This window comes from Variovorax sucrosi (assembly GCF_051216635.1).
In the GTDB taxonomy this organism is placed as follows: Bacteria; Pseudomonadota; Gammaproteobacteria; order Burkholderiales; family Burkholderiaceae_C; genus Variovorax.
The window spans coordinates 300,309-319,161 of record NZ_JBPJZU010000007.1; the positions used below are offsets into that span (position 1 = coordinate 300,309).

Genomic DNA, 18,853 nt, shown 5'->3' on the forward strand with positions numbered 1-18,853 from the left:
GAAGGTGCCCCTGCACCGAGCGGGCCCGCCGGTGCGGGGGCTAAACTCGGCCCGCCATGTCCGATGCACTCATCTTCACCTATGCGTTCGCCGCCGCCCTGCTCGCCGGCCTGGCGGTGAAGTTCTGGCTCGCATCGCGCCAGGTCCGTCATGTGGCGCAGCACCGAGACGCGGTGCCCGCCCCCTTTGCGTCGACGCTGACACTGGCGGCGCACCAGAAGGCCGCCGACTACACCATCGCCAAGAGCCGCTTCGGCCTCCTTGAAATGGCCTGGGGCGCCGCGGTGCTGCTGGGCTGGACACTGCTCGGCGGACTCGACCTGCTCAACAAGGTGCTGCTGGCCTGGCTCGGCGGTGGCATGGTGCAGCAGCTCGCGCTGCTGGCGGGCTTCGCGCTGATCGGTGGCCTGCTCGACCTGCCCTTCACGCTCTGGCAGACCTTCCGACTCGAAGAGCGCTTCGGCTTCAACAAGATGACCCTTCGGCTGTGGCTGGCCGACGCGGTCAAGGGCACCGTGATCGGTACGCTGATCGGCCTGCCCATCGCCGCCCTCATTCTCTGGCTGATGGGTGCGATGGGCCCCTGGTGGTGGCTCTGGGCCTGGGCCGCATGGATGGGCTTCAATCTGCTGCTGATGCTGGTCTATCCGACCTTCATCGCGCCGCTCTTCAACAAGTTCCAGCCGCTCGAAGACGCCAGCCTGCGGGCGCGCGTGACGGCGCTGATGCAGCGCTGCGGCTTCGCCGCCAAAGGCCTGTTTGTGATGGACGGCAGCCGCCGCAGCGCCCATGCCAATGCCTACTTCACCGGCTTCGGCGCCAGCAAGCGCGTGGTGTTCTACGACACCCTGCTGCGCCAACTGAACGCCGGCGAGGTCGAGGCGGTGCTGGCCCACGAGCTGGGACACTTCAAACGGCGTCACATCGTCAAGCGCATGGGTGCGATGTTCGCGCTGAGCCTGGCCGGCTTCGCGCTGCTGGGGTGGGTGTCGAGCCAATCCTGGTTCTACGCCGGCCTCGGCGTGCAGCCCAACATGGGCGCGCCGAACAATGCGCTCGCGCTGCTGCTGTTCATGCTGGCGGTGCCGGTCTTCCTGTTCTTCGTCGCCCCGCTGCCGGCCTGGCTTTCGCGCAAGCACGAGTTCGAAGCCGACGCCTACGCGATCGCCCAGACCAGCGGCAGCGACCTGGCCGCGGCCCTGCTCAAGCTCTACCAGGACAACGCGTCGACGCTCACGCCCGACCCGCTGTTCGTTCGCTTCTACTACTCGCATCCGCCAGCTTCCGAGCGCCTCGCGCGGATGGCAGCAGCCTGACCTCCGGAGATTCGCACCCATGCCCAGCATGCTCAGCTTCAAGGACTGGAAGTCCACGCCGCGGCGCGCCCTGAGCGCCACCGAGATCGTGAGCGCCCTCGCCCGCCTCGACGGATGGAAGCTCACCGGTGACGATGCCGATGTCGCCATCGAGAAGACCTACACCTTCGCGAACTATTTCGAGACCATCGCGTTCGTGAATGCACTGGCACTGGTGGCGCACCGCTTCGACCACCACCCGGACCTGTCGGTGCACTACAACCGCTGCGTGGTGCGCTTCAACACGCACGACGTGTCTGGCATCTCGCAGACCGACCTCGACTGCGCGGCGCAGGCCGACGCGTTGTTGGCCGCCGCATGACCGGAGAACGCGCGCTTGGCTAAGCAACGCGGCGCCGCAGCGGACGCGGCCCTTCGCGATGGCCTGGTCGTCGCGAGCCATGGCCGCCATTGCCTGGTCGAGACGCCCGAGGGTGAACGACGCATCTGCCACCCGCGCGGCAAGAAGAGCCAGGCCGTCGTCGGCGATCACGTGCGCTGGCAGGCCAGCGAAGACGAAGGCACGATCGAGCAGGTGGTGGAACGCAAGAACCTGTTCTACCGGCAAGACGAGATCCGCACCAAGTCCTTCGCGGCCAACCTCGACCAGGTGCTGATCCTCATCGCGGCCGAGCCCGAATTCTCCGAGCATCAACTGGCGCGCGCGCTGATCGCGGCCGAAGCCGAGCGCATCACACCGATCATCGCGCTCAACAAGAGCGATCTGGTTCAACCCTTCGAACGCGCGTGGGCGCGGTTGGCGCCCTACCGTCGCATGCATGAGGGCGTGCTGCCGCTGTCGCTCACCGCGTCGGGCGAGGTCGACCGCGAGGTGCTGATAAGACTGCTGGCGGGCAAGACGACGCTGGTGCTCGGCCCCTCGGGTGCCGGCAAGAGCACGCTCACCAACCTGCTCGTGCCCGGCGCATCGGCCCTGACCAACGAGATTTCCTACGCGCTCAATTCCGGCAAGCACACGACCACCAGCACCACGTTGTACTGGGTCGACCGCGACCGGCACACGGCGCTCATCGATTCACCCGGCTTCCAGGAATTCGGCCTCAACCACATCGAGGCGATGCAACTCGCCCGGCTGATGCCGGATATCGCTGCCCATGCGAACGACTGCAAGTTCTATAACTGCACCCACCTGCACGAGCCCGGCTGCGGCGTCATCGCCGAAGTCGACTCCGCCACCCACGCCGGGGCGATCAACGCCACGCGCTACCGCATCTACGGCGAACTCTTCGCCGAACTGAGCCAACGCCGCTTCCCATGAAAGTCCTGCTGTATTCGCATGCCTTCCATCCCTCGCTGGGCGGCGTGGAGACCGTGTCGATGACCCTGGCACAGGGCTTCGTGGCCAACGGCATCGACTGCAAGGTCGTGACGCAATCCGAAGGCAGCACCCCCGACGACTTCGGCTTCGAGGTCGTTCGCAGGCCAGGGCGGGCGCAGGCCCGCGCCTTGGTGCGATGGGCGGATGTGGTGCTCTTCAACGGCGCCAGCCTGGCCTTGCAGCCCTGGGTGATGCTGGCGCGCAAGCCCTTCGTCTGGGTGCATGTCGGCTACCAGGCCGCTTGCATCGATGGCCTGGGCTGGGTCGACAACGCACCGGCGCCGATGACGCCCTGGGCCTCGGTGCGCTTTCATGCGCGGCGCACCGGCTGGCCACGCGCGCTGCGCGAGGGGCTGAAGCTGGCGCTGCGGCGCTCTGTGGCGCTGTGCGGTGTCGACCGCAACGTCGCCATCACGCGCTGGATGGACGCCGCCCTGCCGCTGCCGCGCCAGCAGCACATCTACAACCCCTTCCCGATCGCGCAGTTCGCGGGTGCGGACCGCACGGCGCCGGAATTCGACTTCTTCTACATGGGCCGCATCGTCCAGGAAAAGGGCGTCGACGTACTGGTGCATGCCTTTGCCGACGTGCTGCGGCGGCACGGCGCCGGCCCGCGCCTGCTGCTGATCGGCGATGGCGGTGCACGCCCGGACATCGAGCGCCTGGTGGCGGAGCTCGGCCTGTCGCAGGCGGTCGTCTTCGCGGGCAAGCAGTCGGGCGCGGCGCTGGTCGACTGGGTCGGGCGCGGCGCTGTCGGCGTGCTGCCCTCGGTCTGGTACGAGCCCATGGGGGGCGTGGCGATCGAGCTCATGGCGGCGGGCAAATGCCTGATCGTCTCGGCGCAGGGCGGTCTGGCCGAGTGCGTTGGCGATGCCGGGCTCGACTTTCCCAACGGCGATGCCCAGGCCTTGGCCAACCGCATGCTGCAGGTGCTGCAGGACCCAGCACAGCGCGATGCACTGGCGGCCGCGGCGCGCCAGCGTTCGAAGGCATTCCTGCCCGAGCGCTTCATCGCGCAGTACATCGCCCTGCTGCAGGACGTGATCGCGCGGCACTGAGACCGCTTGGCCTCAGCCGAGCACCTCAGCCGAGGATCGCCGCCAGCGCATCGGTCAACGCGCTGCACTGCGCGCGGGTCCCGATGCTGATGCGCAGGTAGGCATCGATGCGCGGCTGTCGGAAATGCCGTACCAGCACCGCGCGTGCACGCAGCGCCGCCGCCAGCGCAGCAGCGTCGTGCGACGCATGCCGTGCGAAGACGAAATTCGCCCACGAGGGCAGCAGCTCGAAGCCCAGGTCCTCCAGCTGCAGCACCAGGCCTTCGCGCGCGTCCATGATGGCCCGGCGCGTCTTCGCGAGCCAGGCCTCGTCTTCCAGCGCCGCCACCGCGCCGGCCTGGGCCAGCCGGTCGAGCGGATAGGAATTAAAGCTGTTCTTCACCCGCGTCAGCGCCTCGATCAGCGGCGCCTGCCCGCAGGCGAAACCGACCCGAAGCCCCGCCAGCGAATGCGACTTGGACAGGGTCTGCACCACCAGCAGATTGGGATGGCGCGCAATCAGCGGGACGGCACTTTCGGCGCCGAAGTCGATGTAGGCCTCGTCGACCAGCACCACGCGCGACGGGCAGGCGACCAGGAGCCGCTCGATGCCCGACAGCGGCAAGGCGCGGCCGGTGGGTGCATTCGGATTCGCCAGCACGATGCCGCCGCAGCCCTGGGCGGCACGCGCCGCCAGCGCATCCACATCGATGCGCAGCGCCTCGTCGACCGGCTGCAGCGCGCAGTCGATGCCATAGAGCTGCGCATAGACCCGGTAGAAGCTGTAGGTGACGTCCGGGAAAAGCAGCGGCTCGTCGCGTTGGAAGAAGGCTAGGAAGGCATGGGCCAGCACTTCGTCGGAACCGTTGCCGGCAAAGACCTGGTCGCTTTGCAAGCCGTTGCGCGCGGCGACCGCCTCGCGCAGGGCGAGCGACTCCGGATCGGGATAGCGCTCCAGGCCCTCGGACGCCGCCGCCTGGATCGCGTCGAGCACGCGGGGCGACGGCGGGTAGGGGTTCTCGTTGGTGTTGAGCTTGACGAGGCCGGCGATGCGCGGCTGCTCGCCCGGCACGTAGGGCTCGAGCGCGGCGACGCGCGGGCTCCAGAACGGCGAGGCGGCGCTCATCGCGGGCGGGCCGGGGCCGTCATCCGAGCAGGCGCGCCAGCGTGAGCAAGGCGAGCAGCACCATCCACATCACGACCGAACGCCAGACCAGGCCGACCACGCTGCGCAGATGGCCGAGATCGGGTTCGCGGCCGCCGGTGCTGCCGGTGTCGACGACCGGATCGGCCCAGCCGGTGTCGGCAACCTGCGCGCCGGCCAGCGGATCGCTCGGCGCCAAGGGCCGCAGGCCGCCACCGCCGAGCCGCACGTTCACCGCGCCGGAGGTGGCGGCGAGGATCACGCCGTCGTTCGGCTCGGCAAAGCGGCGCGCGTCGTTGCGCCAGCTGTCGATCGCATCCTCGAAGCTGCCGACGACGGCAAAACCGAGCGCCGTGATGCGCGCCGGCAGCCAGTCGGCCGCGACCCAGGCGCGCCGTGCCGCCTGCTGCACCGACGGGCTGGACGGCTGCACCACGGCAGCATCCTTGTGGGCCCAGTAACGGGCGACGAATTCGCTCATTCGGTAGAACACCGCGCCGGCCGGTCCGAGCCCGAAGGCGGCCAGGACCGAGAACCACGCCAGCACGCCGAACACATGCCGGTGCGCGGCAATGACCGAATGCTCGATCACATGACGCACCACCTCGCTGCGCGGCAGGTTCGCCGCATCCACATGCTGCCAATGCGCGAGCAGCGAGCGCGCCAGGGGCTGGTCGCCCTCCTCCAGCGCGTCGCGGATGCCGGTGAAGTGGTGGCTGAACTGGCGAAAGCCCAAGGTGACGTAGAGCATCGCGATGCTCCAGAGCACGGCAAAGGGCAGGCCGAGCGTGAGCACCAGCAGCCAGTGCACGCCCAGCGTCAGCAGCGTGGGCACGAAGACGGCGAGGCCCCAGGCGACCCAGCCATGGTGCGATTGGCCAGCGTCGAAGTTGCGGCTGGTCCAGCGTGTCCATGCCAGCACGCCCGCATAGACCGGGTTGCGGGGCGCGAGCGGGCGCACCTGCTCGATCAGCAACGCGCACAGGATGGCAAAGAAGCTCATCGGTCGATGATAGCGACTGGTCCGAGACGCACCCCGCCGCGGCCCGGGGGCGCCGCTGCCCGGCTCAGGCCGCCAGGAAGCGATAGAGGTTGCGCAGCATGCCGGCGGTTGCGCCCCAGACGAAGCGCTCCTGCGGGCCGTCCTGGTAGGGCATCGAGAACCACTGCCGGGCGTTCAGGCCCTCGCCCACCATGGCATGGCGCCGGTGGTTGGCCGGGTTCATGAGGTGCGCCAGCGGCACCTCGAAGGCGTCGGCCACTTCCGACGGGCTGAGCGTGAGATGAAAGCCTGGCTGCACCAGCGCGATGACCGGCGTGACGATGAACGAGGTCACGGTGGTGTAGGTCGGCAGGCTGCCCAGCACCTCGATGTAGTCGGCCGACAGGCCCACTTCTTCCCAGGCTTCGCGCAGCGCAGCGGCGGCGATGTTCGCGTCCTCCGGGTCGACGCGCCCGCCGGGGAAGGCGACCTGGCCCGAGTGCGTCGACATCTGCGTCGCACGCTCGGTCAGCAGCACGGTCGGCACCTCGCGCTGCACGATCGGCACCAGCACGGCGGCCTGCGCCGGTGCGCGGTCACCGATGCGAGGCTCGCGGCGCAACTCCGGCGTCCAGACGGGCGGCGTCGCAAAACGGGCGCGCAGGGCACGCGCCGTCAGCTGTGACGCCGGCACCGCGGGAAGGTCGCTGTCGATGCGCACCACCGGCACCTCGCGCGGATCGAAGGCCGCCAGAGAGATGGCGTTGATGGGTTCGATCGGGGCGAGGGCTTCCATGGTGGCGGGAATGGGATTCAAGGGAACGAGCGATGGCTTCGACAGTACAACGCGGGAGGTGACAGAAAGATACACGGCACGCCTCGCATGCGCATCACCGTCGCATGCAAGCGACGCGCCGAAAATGCAAAAAGCCGCCCGAATCGGCGGCTTTTTGCGAGGCACGAAGGAGCAGCTTACTTTGCGGCTGCAGCCGTCGGGCGCTTGCCCGGCAGCTTTTCCTTGATGCGTGCCGAACGACCGCTGCGCTCGCGCAGGTAGTACAGCTTGGCGCGGCGGACATCGCCACGGCGCTTGACTTCGATGGCGGCGATCAGCGGGCTGTAGGTCTGGAACGTGCGTTCCACGCCTTCGCCGCTGGAGATCTTGCGCACCGTGAAGCCGCTGTTGAGGCCGCGATTGCGCTTGGCGATCACGACGCCTTCGTAGGCCTGCACGCGCTTGCGGCTGCCTTCGACAACGTTCACGCTGACGATGACCGTGTCACCGGGCATGAAATCAGGGATGGTCTTGCCGAGCCGGGCGATTTCTTCCTGCTCGAGGGTCTGGATGAGGTTCATGATTTCCTGGATTCGATCGTGACCGCGCTGCACTAAAGGCGTCTTTCCATATTGTTCACGGATGACGCGGCCGGCCAGAGGATCGGGGAGCCCGCGATTATAGCTTTTTTTTCAGCGCCAACTCGTCGGCTTGGCTCAGCCGACCGGCAGCCCGTGCCGCCTCGACCAGTTCCGGACGGCGCGCCGCAGAAATGGCCAGCCGCTGGTCGCGCCGCCAGCGTTCGATCTGCGCGTGGTGGCCGGACATCAGGGGCGCCGGCACCCCCTGCCCGTTCCAGACCTCGGGACGCGTGTAGTGCGGGCAGTCGAGCAGCCCGTCGAGCGCCGGATTGAAGCTGTCCTGAATGTGGCTGGCCTCGTCGCCCAGCACCCCGGGTTGCAGGCGCGCCACCGCATCGAGCAGGGCCATGGCCGCGATCTCGCCGCCCGACAGCACGAAGTCGCCCAGGCTGATCTGGTGGGTGACGCGCGCGTCGATGAAGCGCTGGTCGATGCCTTCGTAGCGCCCGCAGACCAGCACCGCGCCCTCGCCGGCCGCCCATGTTTCGACCGCCGCATGGCGCAGGACCTCCCCCACCGGCGAAAAAAGGACAACCGGCGCGGGCGCGCCGCGGGCGGCCAGCGCCGCATCGAGGCAGGCCGACAGAGGCTCGGCCATCATCACCATGCCAGGCCCGCCACCGAACGGGCGGTCGTCGACTCGGCGGTAGTTGCCTTCGGCAAAGTCGCGCGGGTTCCAGAAGACGACCTCGACCTGCTTCGACTCGAAGGCGCGACGGGTCACGCCGCTGGTCAGCAGCGGTGCGAACAGTTCGGGGAAAAGCGTGAGAACGTCGAAGCGCATGGCGACGCCGGCGCTCAGTAGTCGGGCTGCCAGTCGACGGTGATGAGGCGGCCCGCCAGGTCGACCTTGTCGACAAAGGCCGAGACGAAGGGCAGCATGCGCTCGATCGGCTTGCCGTCTTCTTCCGCGCTGAGCACCAGGGTGGTCTGCGGGCCGGTGGCCAGCAGTTCGCGCACGGTGCCCAAAACGATGCCTTCGCGATTGACCACCGACAGGCCGATCAGGTCGACCCAGTAAAACTCGTCGTCGCCCGCTGTGGGAAAGCTCGAACGCGGCACGAACACGCGCGCGCCGCGCAAGGCCTCGGCGGCCGTGCGGTCAGGCACGTCGTCCGACGTCGCGACGACGCAATTGGAATGTTCCTTGGCTTCGCGGATTGCGAGCCGGAAGGCGCCGGTCCGCACCGTCGCGGTGGCCGGGCCGGAAGGCTGGATAAACCAGCGCTTCGAGGAGAAGAGCGCCTCGGGTTGGGCGCTGTGGGGCAGGACCTTGAACCAGCCCTTGATGCCCCAGGCGTCGGCGATGCGGCCTACCTCGATGGCGTCCGCCGGCAATTCGGCGGCTTCGAGCGTGGACAGCATCCCCGGGCCGTGCGAGCCGAGCTTAGGCGGCAGCCTTGGGGGCGGCAGCGGCGGCTTGCTTGATCAGGCGCATGACCGTCGGCGACGCTTGCGCACCGACGCTCTTCCAGTAGGTCAGGCGGTCCTGCGCGATGCGAATGCTTTCTTCGTTTTCCTTCGCGGTCGGGTTGTAGAAACCCAGGCGCTCGATGAAACGGCCATCGCGACGAACGCGCTTGTCCGACACGACGATATTGAAGAACGGACGGCCTTTGGAGCCGCCGCGGGAGAGTCGAATGACGACCATGATTTATCCTTCGGGTGGTGCAGCAAACCCGCAAGGTTCGCCCACAAGAGTTCTTCCAGCGTCGAGACACGCGACATGGCCACCCGGCCAGCGACACGCTGAAAAGCCCACGATTATAGCCCGGGCCGGTTTTTTGCCTGCCAGAATTGCGCCAGGCTGCCAATTCGCCGCCTGCACTGTCTTTTTCCTGCAGCCGCACGGACCCTTCTTTCTCCCCTCTCGATGACGCCCATCACCATCCGCCCCAGCCATGACGACGACGTCGCGGCCATCGCCGCCATCTACGCCCACCATGTGCAGAACGGCACCGGCACCTTCGAAACCGACCCGCCCACCGAAGCCGACATGGCCGCACGCCGGGCCGATGTGCTGTCCAAGCAATTGCCCTATCTGGTGGCCGAACGCGACGGCCAAGTGCTCGGCTTCGCGTACTGCAACTGGTTCAAGCCGCGCCCGGCCTACCGCTTCTCGGCCGAAGATTCGATCTACCTCGCCGATGCGGCGCGCGGCCACGGCGTCGGCCGGCAACTGCTCGCCGCACTTTCGCAGGCGGCGGAGGCCGCGGGCGTGCGCAAGTTGATCGCTGTGATCGGCGATTCCGGCAATGCGGGCTCCATCGGCGTGCACCGCGGTCAGGGCTTCACGCACGTCGGTGTTCTTAAGGACTGCGGCTGGAAATTCGGCAAGTGGCTCGACGTGGTTTTGATGGAAAAGTCACTGGGCGCCGGCAGCACGACGTCGCCCGGATGACCCCGCGGATGAAGAACAAGACGCTGGCCGCCTGGCTCGCCTTCATCGGCGGCCCGCTGGGCCTGCACCGCTTCTACCTGCACGGCCTGGGCGACATGGTCGGCTGGCTGCTGCCGATGCCGACGGCACTGGGCCTCTACGGCATCGAGCGCGCGCGCATGTACGGGCTGGACGACGGCCTGAGCTGGGCCCTCATTCCGTTGCTGGGCTTCACCGTCGCCGGTTGCGCATTGACGGCCATCGTGTACGGCCTGACGACACCGGAAAAATGGAATGCCCGCTTCAATGCCACCGCCCTCCCCGACGCCGCGCCGGGCCGCACCGGCTGGCTGACCATCGGGGCGGTGGTGGTCGCGCTGCTGATCGGCAGCACGGTGCTGATGGCGAGCATCGCCTTCAGCTTCCAGCGCTACTTCGAACACCAGGTGGAAGAAGGCCGCAAGATCTCGCAGTAGCAGCGCGACGGCTGCGGCGCGTGCCTCAGGGCACTGGCGGCTCCTCGTACCAGCGGTCCTTGGCCAGCATCACCCGGTGATGGCCGTGGCCCGAGGGCATCATCGGAAAGCAGTTCTCCTCTGCGGCGACCTGCACGTCGAGGAAGAACGGCCCGTCGGACGCCAGGCATTCGGCCAGCGCCGCGTCGAGCTCGGCCGGGTCGCACACGCGCCGCGCACCCCAGCCGAAGGCCTTGGCCAGCGCCACGAAGTCGGGCAGCGCCTCGTTCCAGCTGTGGCTCAGGCGGTTGCCGTGGTTCAGCTCCTGCCACTGGCGCACCATGCCCATGTAGCCGTTGTTCGACAGCACCAGCTTGACCGGCGTGCGGTGCTGCATGGCGGTCGACAGCTCCTGAATGTTCATCAGCACCGACGCATCGCCACTGACGCAAACGACCAGCGCGTCGGGGTGCGCGATTTGCGCGCCGATGGCGGCGGGCAGCCCGTAGCCCATGGTGCCGGCGCCGCCCGAGGTGAGCCAGCGTCCCGGCCGCTCGAAGCGCAGGTACTGGGCGGCCCACATCTGGTGCTGCCCCACGTCGGTCGAGACGATGGCGTCGCGCCCATCGAGGGCCTGCTGCAGGGTCGCCATCAATCGCTGCGGCAGGATCACGTCGGCGCGCGGCGCGACGTCGAAGCATCGTTCGGCCTGCCAGCGGGCGATGCGGGCCCACCACGGCGCGAGGCGCTGCGGCGCCAGGGCCTGCAGCTGCGGCATGGCAAGCAGCGCGTCGAGCACCACGCCGCAGTCACCCACCATCGGCACATCGACCTTCACCACCTTGTTGATGCTGGCGGGGTCGATGTCGATGTGGATCTTGCGGGCATGCGGGCAGAACTCGTCGAGCTTGCCGGTGACCCGGTCGTCGAAGCGTGCGCCGATGCACAGCACCAGGTCGGCCTCGTGCATGGCGAGGTTCGCCTCGAGCGCCCCATGCATGCCGAGCATGCCGACGAAATGCGGGTCCGAGGCCGGGAAGGCGCCCAAGCCCATCAGCGTCAGGGTGCAGGGCGCGTCGAGCCGTCGCACCAGCCGGCCGAAGGCCTCGCAGGCTGCGGGGCCGGCGTTCACCAGGCCGCCACCGCCATAGACGATCGGGCGGCGCGCCGTCGACAGGAGGTCTGCCGCCCGCTGGAGCATGCCGTGGGGCGGCACGCCCGGCACCCGCGTCCGGCGGAAGGCGAGCGCCGGCGGTGCGGCCGCACCCCCCACCGGCATCAGCTGCACGTCCTTCGGCACGTCGATCAACACCGGCCCCGGCCGCCCGGACGCGGCGATCTCGAGTGCACGGCGCACCACCGCCGGAATGGTGTCGGCGATGCGCGGCTGGTGGTTCCACTTGGTCACCGGACGCGACATGCCGAGCGCGTCGCTCTCCTGGAAGGCATTGGTGCCGATCACCGTGCTGGCGACCTGCCCGCTGATGCACAGCAGCGGGATCGAGTCGCTCATCGCGTCCAGCAGGCCGGTGATGGTGTTGCCCACCCCGGGCCCGGAGGTCACCAACACCACGCCGACGCGCCCGGTGCTGCGCGCATAGCCCTCGGCGGCGTGCACCGCCGCCTGCTCGTGCCGCACCAGGACATGGCGCAGCCGCGGCTCGCCGTGCAGCGCGTCGTACAGCGGCAGCGCGGCGCCGCCGGGGTAACCGAAGATCGTGTCGACGCCGCAGGCAACCAGCGTGTCGAGCAGCGCGACGGCCCCGTTTCGGATGCGAAGCGGCTCGGCCGGTGAAAGACGTTCGGAAGAAAGCAGTTCCATGGCTTTATTTTTCCGCGGATCGCTCAGAATAGGCATCTTCTTTCCGCCTGAATCCGGTCATCTGATGAAAACCAGTCGCCCAAACCCGCCTTCCACCGAAGAATCGTCGGACCCGATCAACCTCGCCATCCTGCGGGTGCTGCGCGAGGATTCACGCAAGACGCTGCAGGAGGTCGGGGCGATCGTCGGACTGTCGGCCACCAGCTGCTGGACCCGCATCAAGAAGCTCGAGACGCAGGGCGTGATCAAGCGCTACACCGTCGATCTCGATCCGGCGAAGCTGGGCTACAACGACTTCGTCATCGTGCAGCTCACGCTCGAGAGCCACACCGACGAGACGCTCTACGAATTCGGCCGCGTGCTCGCGACCATTCCGGAGGTGCAGGAGGCCTACCTGGTGTCCGGCGACTACGACTACTACATCCGCATTGCCGTGCGCGACACCCGCGACTACGAGCGCCTGCTGCGCGAAAAGCTCTACAAGATCCCGGGCATCCGGCACAGCAAGTCGAGCTTCGTGCTGCGGGTGCTGAAGGAAGCCAGCGTGCCGCTGATGCGCTGACGGGGCCGCGCCGCCGCCCCGGGCGGACTGAGTCCTGCCCCTTGATCGCCGTCAAGGCTGCACGACCTGCCGGCGCCTAGCATCGAGCCATCCTCAAGGAAAGCTCATGAAACTCCTGTACGCCAGCGACTTCCAGATCAAGCTGGAGAACTTCGACCTCACCCGCAGCGAGAACATCCTGCGCATCATTTGCGGCGCCTTCATGTTCCCGCATGCGCTGAGCAAGTTCGCCGCGCTCGGCACGCTCTCGGCCGGCACGGTAGGCTTCTTCGCCAAGGCCGGGTTCCAGCCGCCCGAATTCTGGGTCTGGCTGGCCGCGTTCATGGAAGTGGCCACCGGTGTCGGGCTGGTGCTGGGCATCTGCACCCGCTATGCTGCCCTCGGCGCCGCCGGCGCGCTCGCGGTGGCCGTCTACGCGCTGCAGATGGTCAAGGGCTTCGGTTGGACCTGGAACACCGGCGGCTACGAATACCCGGTATTCTGGGGCATCACCTGCCTCGCCGTGGCGATCTGGGAATTTCGCCGCGTCCACGGCGACAGCATCACGAAGTCGGCGCGCACCGCGATCGGCCGCACGCCGCTCAGAACACCTGCAGCCTGATCCAGGGCGCAAAGGCCCCCACGCACGCGGTCATGAAGAGCCCGGCCCACCTCTCTCGAAGCTGCCGCTACGTCACGCCCCTGACGAGAGCGACCAGCCCCAGCCCGACGAGCGTGGCCACAGAGAGGACGACATGGGGACGCAAGGATCGCCCCCCTGACCAACCCATGCGGCTCTCGGGCACGGCATGCAAGCGCAGGGCCCGCGCATTGAGGGCCCGAACCTGGGCCTGGATGACCGCCGTCTCTGCAACAAGCTGCTGCATCTCTGACTGGATGAAGTCGCGAGGGGTCGGGTCGCTCATGCGAGGCATCCTAATTGCCGACCTTTTCGGCCGCAACGCTGCCAACGGGATATGGCAAAGGGGCTGGTTGCCCTGCGGCGCGTCCAAAAATGGCGCCTCCGACTCGATCAGAACACCTGCAGGCTGATCCAGTAGGCGAAGGCCGCGACGAAGGCGGACGCCGGAATCGTGAAGATCCAGGCCCACACGATGTTCCCCGCCACGCCCCAGCGCACCGCGCTGGCGCGCTGCGCCGAGCCCACCCCGACGATGGCGCCGGTGATTGTGTGGGTGGTCGACACCGGAATGCCCAGCGCGGTCGCCAGGAACAGCGTCAGCGCGCCGCCGGTCTCGGCGCAGAAGCCGCCCACCGGCTTGAGCTTGGTGATCTTCTGACCCATGGTCTTCACGATGCGCCAGCCGCCGAACATGGTGCCGAGCGCGATCGCGGCGTAGCAGACGACGATGGTCCAGGTCGGCGGCGCGTCGGTGGCCGAATGGCCGGTGGCGATCAGCAGCATCCAGATGATGCCGATGGTTTTCTGCGCATCGTTGCCACCGTGGCCGAGGCTGTATGCCCCTGCGGACACCAGTTGCAGTCGGCGGAACCAGCGGTCGACACGCGACGGCGTGGCGCGGCGGCAGACCCAGGCGACCAGCACCATCATGGCCGAGCCGAGCGCAAAGCCCAGCAGCGGCGACACGAAGATGAAAGCGACCGTCTTCCAGATGCCGGCAGCCACCAGCGCGCTCGAACCGGCCTTGGCGATCACCGCGCCGACGATGCCACCGATGAGCGCATGCGAGGAACTGCTGGGGATGCCGTAATACCAGGTGACGAGATTCCACGTGATCGCGCCGATCAGCGCGCCGAAGACCACGTGCACATCGACGATGCCCGGATGCACGATGCCCTTGCCCACCGTCGCCGCCACGCTCAGGTGGAAGACGAAGATCGCAATGAGGTTGAAGAAGGCGGCGAAAGCCACCGCCTGGGCCGGCTTGAGCACGCCGGTGGACACGACGGTGGCGATCGAATTCGCCGCGTCGTGAAAGCCGTTCATGAAGTCGAAGGCGATGGCCAGCACGACCAGCAGCACGACGACCCACAGGCCTACCTGAACCGTTGCCATGGCACCCCGCGCGTCAGGAGTTCTCGAGGACGATGCCCTCGATCACGTTGGCGACGTCCTCGCACTTGTCGGTGATGGTCTCGAGCAACTCGTAGATGGCCTTGAGCTTGATGACCTCGCGCACGTCCGGCTCCTCGCGGAACAGCTTGCTCATGGCGCTACGCATCACGCGGTCGGCGTCAGATTCGAGGCGGTCGATCTCCTCGCAGGTCTTGAGCGTGGCCTCGGCCACGGCCGGATCGGCGATCTTGGCGAGGTACTTGACGGCATCCTTCAGTCGGTCGCAGCACTTCACGCTCAGCGCGGTGAGGCGGACGATTTCTTCGGTCATGTGGCGCACGTCGTACAGCGCCATGGTCTCGGCCGAGTCCTGGATCAGGTCGGCCACGTCGTCCATCGTGTTGATGAGCTTGTGGATCTGCTCGCGGTCGATCGGCGTGATGAAGGTCTTGTGGATCAGCCGGTTGACGTCGTGCGTCACCCGGTCGGCCGCGCGCTCGGCATTGTCGACGTCGCGGTTGTACTGTTCGCGCAGGTGCAGGTCGTTGTAGTTGGCGACCAGGTTCTCGAAAGCACGCGCCGCCTCGACGATGCGTTCGGCGTGCTGGTTGAACATCTCAAAAAAATTGCCCTCTCGGGGCAGCAGCTTGCCGAACATGACGTTGGCTCCTTATTCGATGCGTGTGTCGTCGTGATGACGATTTCGTGACAGCCGGGAGTGTAAGGGCCCGGGCCGCACCGCCGGCTCAGCCGGGGAGCTGCAGGGTCGGCAGGTTCCAGCGGCCGTAGATTCCGCCCAGGCGCAGGCCGGCGATGACCGCGAAGCCGATGTAGAAGGCCGGGCGGCGCGCCATGCCGAAGCGCTGCAGCAGCAGGTAGAGCGCGATGCCGCCGATGGCGGCCGAGCCGTAGATGTCACCCGACAGCAGCAGCGGCACGCGGTTGGTCAGCACATCGCGCAGCACGCCGCCGGCCGCGCCGGTCATGGTGCCGGTCAGCACCACGATGAGCGGTGACAGGCGGGCCGCTTCGGCGATCTGTGCGCCGGTGATGGCGAACAAGGCGAGCCCCAGCGCATCGGCCAGCAGCAGCGCAATGCCCGGCGGCGGAAAGTAGTGGACGTAGACCACTGTGGCCACCGCACTCGCGAGGATGACCTGCAGGTAGCGCGTGTCGCGGATCCAGAAGATCGGATGTCGCCCCAGCAGCAGGTCGCGCAACGTGCCGCCACCGATGGCGGTGACGGCCGCAATGACGACCACGCCCAGCAGATCGAGGCCCGCACGGCCGGCGGCGAGCACGCCGCTGACCGCGAACACGGCGACGCCGATCAGGTCGAGGAGATAGAGCAGCGGCGGCACCGGTGGCGCCTCACAGCCGCTCGATGGGCTGGTGGGCCACGGCCGCGAGTTGCTGCGCCGACACCAGCTCGGGCGCGATCTCGGCCAGCGGCACCAGCACGAAGGCACGCTCGTACATGCGCGGATGCGGCAGGGTGAGCCGGGGCGTTGCGAGCACCGCATCGCCGTGTCGCAGCAAGTCCAGGTCGAGCGTGCGCGGCGCATGGTGGTAGGGACGCTCACGCCCGGCGTGCTGCTCGAGGCGCTGCAGCGCGTCGAGCAGGGCCTCGGGCGCCAATCCCGTGTCGATGGCCACCACCGCGTTGATGAAGTCGGGCCCGCTCGCCTCGAAAGGCGCGGTGCGGTAGAGCGAAGAACGCGCCGTGACCCGCGTGCGCGGAATCATCTCGATCTGCTTCATCGCGATGCGCACGGTCGCCGGCGCATCGCCCAGGTTGGCGCCGAGCGCCACGAACGCCAACGTCATGGCCGCAAGGTCAGACGGCGCCGCCTTCACCCGCACCACCCGCGCCGCCGCCGGTGCGCGGCTTGCGGCGCCGCCGGCGCTTGCGCGGCGCGGCGGCTTCGCCGTCGGGCGGCACCGCATCGGACACTTCGTCCTCCTCATCGCCACTCGACTCGGCGCTGTCATCGTCGACCGTCCGCGGTGCGGCCTCGGTGCGCGGCGCCGACTTGGCGCGCACGCGGGTGCGGGTCGGCGCCTTCTGCTCTTCGCGCACCTGGTCGAGCAGGTCCTGCCGGCGCAGGTCATCGGCGGTGCTGAATTCCTGCCACCACTCGGCGATGGCTTCGCTCACCTCGCCCACATCGGCACGCAGCCGCATGAAGTCGAAGGCAGCGCGGAAGCGCGCCTGTTCGACCAGGCTGTAGGGCGTGGCGCCGACGCGCTTGTCGAAGCGCGGCTGCATCATCCAGATCTCGCGCATGTCGCCGCCGAGCTTGCCGCGGCCCGATACGTCGCCGATGCGGGTGTTGAAGACGTCGTCGATCGCGTCCTGCAGCGCCGGGAATGCGGGCTGGCCGCGCTGGCCGTGGCGGCCTTCCAGACGCTGCGCCCAGCCGTCGCGCACGTCGGCCCACAGCACGCAGGCCAGCAGGAAGCTCGGCGCCACCGGCTTGCCTTCGCCGACGCGGCGGTCGGTGTCCATCAGGGCGGCCTTCACGAAGGGCTGCTCAGCGCGCTCCACCACCACGTCGAGCAGCGGGTAGATGCCGGTGGCCAGGCCCAGCTTGCGCAGCTGGGCGATGGTGGCCACGGCGTGCCCGGTCTGCAGCAGCTTGAGCATTTCATCGAACAGGCGGCTCTGCGGAACGTCGGCCAGCAGCTTGCTCGAGGCGATGAGCGGCGCGGCGGTCTTGGGCTCGATCTCGAAGCCCAGCGCGGCCAGTTTGGCCGAGAAGCGAATGGCGCGAATGATGCGCACCGGGTCTTCGCGGTAGCGGGTGATCGGGTCGCCGATCATGCGCAGCACCAGCTTCTTGGCGTCCTTGATGCCGTTGTGATAGTCCACCACGATGCCGCTGGCCGGGTCGTAGTACATGGCGTTCACGGTGAAGTCGCGGCGCGCCGCGTCTTCCTCCTGCGGGCCCCAGACGTTGTCGCGCAGCACCCGGCCGCTCGAATCGACGGCATGCGTCATGCCGGCGAGCTCGCCCTTGCTGGTGCGCTCGTTGCCCTTGACCTGCTCGGCCGCGGCGTTGTCCATGTAGGCGCGGAAGGTCGACACCTCGATGACTTCATGCTCGCGGCCGCGGCCGTACACCACGTGCACGATGCGGAAGCGCCGCCCGATGATGAAGGCGCGGCGGAACAGGCTCTTGACCTGCTCCGGCGTCGCATTGGTCGCCACGTCGAAATCCTTCGGGCGCAGGCCCAGCAGCAGGTCGCGCACCGCGCCGCCCACCACGTAGGCCTCGTAGCCGGCGCCCTGCAGCGTGGTCACCACGTTCCTGGCGCGCTCGTCGACCAGCGCCGGGTCGATGCCGTGCACGCTGGCCGGTACTTCCTGGCGCTTGCCGAAACGCGACTTCGCGCTGGCGCTGGCGCCGCCGGACTTGCCGAGCAGTTTGTCGATGAATGTCTTGATCATTGGAGAAAAGGTCGGACGCGGTGCGCCCCGGTTGGCGTTATTGGTTTTCGAGCATCGATCGGATCAGCGGGATCGTCACCGCGCGCTGGGTCTGCAGCGCATAGCCGTCGAGCTGGTCGAGTAGCTCCATCAGGCTGCCGAGGTCGCGGCTGAAGCGGTGCAGCATGTAGTCGAGCACGTCGTCGCCCAACAGCACGCCGCGCGCGTCGGCGGCCTTGCGCAGCACCGCGCGGCGCTCGGCCTCGCTCAGCAGCTGCAAGTGGAACACATGGCCCCAGCCCAGGCGGGTGCGCAGATCTTCCCGCAGCGCCAGGTCGGCCGGCGGCAGCGCACCGGCGGCCACCACGCCGCGCTGCAGCGTCTGGGCGTTGACGAACCAGTTGAAGGCGGTGTGCTGCTGCACGGCGGTGTACAGGTGCACATCGTCGAGCACCACGGCGCCCCAGCGCTCGTCGAACTCGGGCGGCTCCAGCAGGCCGGCGTGCAGCCAGCCGACCAGAGCACCCTGCTCGCGCAAGGCGCTGCGCACCCCTTCGAGCAGGTGCGTCTTGCCGCTGCCGCTTTCGCCCCACAGGTAGGTGGGCACCGGCGAATGCAGCGTCGGCGCGTGCGCATCGCCCACCCACACGCGCAGGTGGCGCAGGGCCGCCTCGTTCGGCCCGGCGAAGAAACCGGCCAGCGTGGGGCCGGTCGAAAGGCCGATGTCGAGCGCAAGCTGCTTCATGCCGGGAGCGAAGCGGGCGGCTGCCGTGGCACGGTGGACGCGAAAGTGGGGTTCATGGGACCGGGCGCGAGGGGCCCTTAAAATCGTCCCGAATTCTATCGGCCCGGCCATGCCGGCAGCCGACGCCTTCCGTACCCGGTCCCTGTCCTCCCCGTCTGTCAAGCCCGTC

The 18,853-nt window shown here is 68.2% G+C and carries 23 protein-coding genes; 8 read left to right on the plus strand and 15 right to left on the minus strand.

Annotation, left to right across the window (positions count from 1 at the left end; translation table 11 throughout):
- Window positions 1-56 precede the first annotated feature (56 nt).
- Genes ACSFBE_RS15900 through ACSFBE_RS15915 form a run of 4 tightly spaced genes read left to right on the plus strand, consistent with a single transcriptional unit; the run spans window position 57 to window position 3,752 of the window.
- The gene (locus ACSFBE_RS15900) at window positions 57-1,316 is read left to right on the plus strand and encodes a M48 family metallopeptidase (protein ID WP_435491362.1); all 1,260 of its coding nucleotides are present in this window, start codon (window positions 57-59) and stop codon (window positions 1,314-1,316) included.
- A 19-nt stretch (window positions 1,317-1,335) separates the two neighbouring features.
- Window positions 1,336-1,677, plus strand: coding sequence for a 4a-hydroxytetrahydrobiopterin dehydratase (locus ACSFBE_RS15905; RefSeq protein WP_435491363.1), 342 nt, complete (start codon window positions 1,336-1,338; stop codon window positions 1,675-1,677).
- 15 nt (window positions 1,678-1,692) lie between these two features.
- Complete coding sequence (gene rsgA / locus ACSFBE_RS15910) at window positions 1,693-2,634, plus strand: ribosome small subunit-dependent GTPase A (protein ID WP_435491364.1); 942 nt, start codon at window positions 1,693-1,695, stop codon at window positions 2,632-2,634.
- Window positions 2,631-3,752, plus strand: coding sequence for a glycosyltransferase family 4 protein (locus ACSFBE_RS15915; protein ID WP_435491365.1), 1,122 nt, complete (start codon window positions 2,631-2,633; stop codon window positions 3,750-3,752). The genes rsgA and ACSFBE_RS15915 overlap by 4 nt, the downstream gene beginning before the upstream one ends.
- A gap of 25 nt (window positions 3,753-3,777) precedes the next feature.
- Here the strand turns inward: ACSFBE_RS15915 and hisC are convergent, their stop codons facing one another.
- The 7 genes from hisC to rpsP all read right to left on the minus strand — a co-directional run bounded on the left by hisC (window position 3,778) and on the right by rpsP (window position 8,924).
- Window positions 3,778-4,857 carry a histidinol-phosphate transaminase gene (gene hisC, locus ACSFBE_RS15920; RefSeq protein WP_435491366.1) on the minus strand — a complete coding sequence of 360 codons (1,080 nt, stop codon included), beginning with the start codon at window positions 4,855-4,857 and terminating at the stop codon, window positions 3,778-3,780.
- Between the two features lie 19 nt (window positions 4,858-4,876).
- The gene (locus ACSFBE_RS15925; protein WP_435491367.1) at window positions 4,877-5,878 is read right to left on the minus strand and encodes a CobD/CbiB family protein; all 1,002 of its coding nucleotides are present in this window, start codon (window positions 5,876-5,878) and stop codon (window positions 4,877-4,879) included.
- A gap of 64 nt (window positions 5,879-5,942) precedes the next feature.
- Window positions 5,943-6,653, minus strand: a complete 711-nt coding sequence (locus ACSFBE_RS15930; RefSeq protein WP_435491368.1) for a CoA pyrophosphatase — start codon at window positions 6,651-6,653, stop codon at window positions 5,943-5,945.
- A gap of 176 nt (window positions 6,654-6,829) precedes the next feature.
- The gene (gene rplS / locus ACSFBE_RS15935; RefSeq protein WP_435491369.1) at window positions 6,830-7,213 is read right to left on the minus strand and encodes a 50S ribosomal protein L19; all 384 of its coding nucleotides are present in this window, start codon (window positions 7,211-7,213) and stop codon (window positions 6,830-6,832) included.
- A gap of 97 nt (window positions 7,214-7,310) precedes the next feature.
- Window positions 7,311-8,057: a tRNA (guanosine(37)-N1)-methyltransferase TrmD gene (trmD, locus tag ACSFBE_RS15940; RefSeq protein ID WP_435491370.1), complete on the minus strand. Its 747-nt coding sequence runs from the start codon at window positions 8,055-8,057 to the stop codon at window positions 7,311-7,313.
- 14 nt (window positions 8,058-8,071) lie between these two features.
- Window positions 8,072-8,638 (minus strand): ribosome maturation factor RimM, encoded by a 567-nt coding sequence (gene rimM / locus ACSFBE_RS15945; protein ID WP_435491371.1) that lies wholly within the window; start codon window positions 8,636-8,638, stop codon window positions 8,072-8,074.
- 22 nt (window positions 8,639-8,660) lie between these two features.
- Window positions 8,661-8,924: a 30S ribosomal protein S16 gene (gene rpsP, locus ACSFBE_RS15950; RefSeq protein ID WP_187108420.1), complete on the minus strand. Its 264-nt coding sequence runs from the start codon at window positions 8,922-8,924 to the stop codon at window positions 8,661-8,663.
- Between the two features lie 222 nt (window positions 8,925-9,146).
- On the opposite strand from rpsP, the gene ACSFBE_RS15955 reads away from it, so the two are divergent.
- Together ACSFBE_RS15955 and ACSFBE_RS15960 are read left to right on the plus strand one after the other, a co-directional pair.
- Window positions 9,147-9,674: a GNAT family N-acetyltransferase gene (locus tag ACSFBE_RS15955; protein WP_435491372.1), complete on the plus strand. Its 528-nt coding sequence runs from the start codon at window positions 9,147-9,149 to the stop codon at window positions 9,672-9,674.
- A gap of 8 nt (window positions 9,675-9,682) precedes the next feature.
- Entirely contained in the window at window positions 9,683-10,129 is a 447-nt protein-coding gene (locus ACSFBE_RS15960; RefSeq protein WP_435491373.1) for a TM2 domain-containing protein, read from the plus strand.
- Window positions 10,130-10,154: 25 nt separating this feature from the next.
- Here the strand turns inward: ACSFBE_RS15960 and ilvB are convergent, their stop codons facing one another.
- Window positions 10,155-11,930: a biosynthetic-type acetolactate synthase large subunit gene (ilvB, locus tag ACSFBE_RS15965; protein WP_435491374.1), complete on the minus strand. Its 1,776-nt coding sequence runs from the start codon at window positions 11,928-11,930 to the stop codon at window positions 10,155-10,157.
- 64 nt (window positions 11,931-11,994) lie between these two features.
- Between ilvB and ACSFBE_RS15970 the strand changes: the two genes are divergently transcribed.
- Window positions 11,995-12,492 (plus strand): Lrp/AsnC family transcriptional regulator, encoded by a 498-nt coding sequence (locus tag ACSFBE_RS15970; protein ID WP_435491375.1) that lies wholly within the window; start codon window positions 11,995-11,997, stop codon window positions 12,490-12,492.
- A 106-nt stretch (window positions 12,493-12,598) separates the two neighbouring features.
- On the plus strand, window positions 12,599-13,093 hold the full coding sequence (locus tag ACSFBE_RS15975) for a DoxX family protein (protein WP_435491376.1): 495 nt from the start codon (window positions 12,599-12,601) through the stop codon (window positions 13,091-13,093).
- Window positions 13,094-13,160: 67 nt separating this feature from the next.
- Here the strand turns inward: ACSFBE_RS15975 and ACSFBE_RS15980 are convergent, their stop codons facing one another.
- From ACSFBE_RS15980 to hda, 7 genes are all read right to left on the minus strand, one after another.
- A complete protein-coding gene (locus tag ACSFBE_RS15980; protein ID WP_435491377.1) occupies window positions 13,161-13,397 on the minus strand; it encodes a hypothetical protein in 237 nt (78 codons plus the stop codon).
- A gap of 107 nt (window positions 13,398-13,504) precedes the next feature.
- Complete coding sequence (locus tag ACSFBE_RS15985) at window positions 13,505-14,509, minus strand: inorganic phosphate transporter (RefSeq protein WP_435491378.1); 1,005 nt, start codon at window positions 14,507-14,509, stop codon at window positions 13,505-13,507.
- 13 nt (window positions 14,510-14,522) lie between these two features.
- Window positions 14,523-15,167 carry a DUF47 domain-containing protein gene (locus ACSFBE_RS15990; protein ID WP_435491379.1) on the minus strand — a complete coding sequence of 215 codons (645 nt, stop codon included), beginning with the start codon at window positions 15,165-15,167 and terminating at the stop codon, window positions 14,523-14,525.
- An 88-nt stretch (window positions 15,168-15,255) separates the two neighbouring features.
- Window positions 15,256-15,870, minus strand: coding sequence for a trimeric intracellular cation channel family protein (locus ACSFBE_RS15995; RefSeq protein ID WP_435491380.1), 615 nt, complete (start codon window positions 15,868-15,870; stop codon window positions 15,256-15,258).
- Window positions 15,871-15,880: 10 nt separating this feature from the next.
- On the minus strand, window positions 15,881-16,336 hold the full coding sequence (gene folK, locus ACSFBE_RS16000; RefSeq protein WP_435491381.1) for a 2-amino-4-hydroxy-6-hydroxymethyldihydropteridine diphosphokinase: 456 nt from the start codon (window positions 16,334-16,336) through the stop codon (window positions 15,881-15,883).
- A 10-nt stretch (window positions 16,337-16,346) separates the two neighbouring features.
- Window positions 16,347-17,960: a polynucleotide adenylyltransferase PcnB gene (gene pcnB, locus ACSFBE_RS16005; protein ID WP_435491382.1), complete on the minus strand. Its 1,614-nt coding sequence runs from the start codon at window positions 17,958-17,960 to the stop codon at window positions 16,347-16,349.
- Window positions 17,961-17,997: 37 nt separating this feature from the next.
- Window positions 17,998-18,684, minus strand: coding sequence for a DnaA regulatory inactivator Hda (gene hda / locus ACSFBE_RS16010; RefSeq protein WP_435454669.1), 687 nt, complete (start codon window positions 18,682-18,684; stop codon window positions 17,998-18,000).
- Window positions 18,685-18,853 lie beyond the last annotated feature (169 nt).

What these genes read in the sequence shown, in the direction of transcription:
- ACSFBE_RS15900 (WP_435491362.1), top strand. Translation starts at nt 57, where the DNA reads ATGTCCGATGCACTCATCTTCACCTATGCGTTCGCCGCCGCCCTGCTC.
- ACSFBE_RS15905 (WP_435491363.1), top strand. Translation starts at nt 1,336, where the DNA reads ATGCCCAGCATGCTCAGCTTCAAGGACTGGAAGTCCACGCCGCGGCGC.
- ACSFBE_RS15915 (WP_435491365.1), top strand. Translation starts at nt 2,631, where the DNA reads ATGAAAGTCCTGCTGTATTCGCATGCCTTCCATCCCTCGCTGGGCGGC.
- hisC (WP_435491366.1), bottom strand. Translation starts at nt 4,857, where the DNA reads ATGAGCGCCGCCTCGCCGTTCTGGAGCCCGCGCGTCGCCGCGCTCGAG.
- ACSFBE_RS15925 (WP_435491367.1), bottom strand. Translation starts at nt 5,878, where the DNA reads ATGAGCTTCTTTGCCATCCTGTGCGCGTTGCTGATCGAGCAGGTGCGC.
- ACSFBE_RS15930 (WP_435491368.1), bottom strand. Translation starts at nt 6,653, where the DNA reads ATGGAAGCCCTCGCCCCGATCGAACCCATCAACGCCATCTCTCTGGCG.
- rplS (WP_435491369.1), bottom strand. Translation starts at nt 7,213, where the DNA reads ATGAACCTCATCCAGACCCTCGAGCAGGAAGAAATCGCCCGGCTCGGC.
- trmD (WP_435491370.1), bottom strand. Translation starts at nt 8,057, where the DNA reads ATGCGCTTCGACGTTCTCACGCTTTTCCCCGAACTGTTCGCACCGCTG.
- rimM (WP_435491371.1), bottom strand. Translation starts at nt 8,638, where the DNA reads ATGCTGTCCACGCTCGAAGCCGCCGAATTGCCGGCGGACGCCATCGAG.
- rpsP (WP_187108420.1), bottom strand. Translation starts at nt 8,924, where the DNA reads ATGGTCGTCATTCGACTCTCCCGCGGCGGCTCCAAAGGCCGTCCGTTC.
- ACSFBE_RS15955 (WP_435491372.1), top strand. Translation starts at nt 9,147, where the DNA reads ATGACGCCCATCACCATCCGCCCCAGCCATGACGACGACGTCGCGGCC.
- ACSFBE_RS15960 (WP_435491373.1), top strand. Translation starts at nt 9,683, where the DNA reads ATGAAGAACAAGACGCTGGCCGCCTGGCTCGCCTTCATCGGCGGCCCG.
- ilvB (WP_435491374.1), bottom strand. Translation starts at nt 11,930, where the DNA reads ATGGAACTGCTTTCTTCCGAACGTCTTTCACCGGCCGAGCCGCTTCGC.
- ACSFBE_RS15970 (WP_435491375.1), top strand. Translation starts at nt 11,995, where the DNA reads ATGAAAACCAGTCGCCCAAACCCGCCTTCCACCGAAGAATCGTCGGAC.
- ACSFBE_RS15975 (WP_435491376.1), top strand. Translation starts at nt 12,599, where the DNA reads ATGAAACTCCTGTACGCCAGCGACTTCCAGATCAAGCTGGAGAACTTC.
- ACSFBE_RS15980 (WP_435491377.1), bottom strand. Translation starts at nt 13,397, where the DNA reads ATGAGCGACCCGACCCCTCGCGACTTCATCCAGTCAGAGATGCAGCAG.
- ACSFBE_RS15985 (WP_435491378.1), bottom strand. Translation starts at nt 14,509, where the DNA reads ATGGCAACGGTTCAGGTAGGCCTGTGGGTCGTCGTGCTGCTGGTCGTG.
- ACSFBE_RS15990 (WP_435491379.1), bottom strand. Translation starts at nt 15,167, where the DNA reads ATGTTCGGCAAGCTGCTGCCCCGAGAGGGCAATTTTTTTGAGATGTTC.
- folK (WP_435491381.1), bottom strand. Translation starts at nt 16,336, where the DNA reads ATGACGTTGGCGTTCGTGGCGCTCGGCGCCAACCTGGGCGATGCGCCG.
- pcnB (WP_435491382.1), bottom strand. Translation starts at nt 17,960, where the DNA reads ATGATCAAGACATTCATCGACAAACTGCTCGGCAAGTCCGGCGGCGCC.
- hda (WP_435454669.1), bottom strand. Translation starts at nt 18,684, where the DNA reads ATGAAGCAGCTTGCGCTCGACATCGGCCTTTCGACCGGCCCCACGCTG.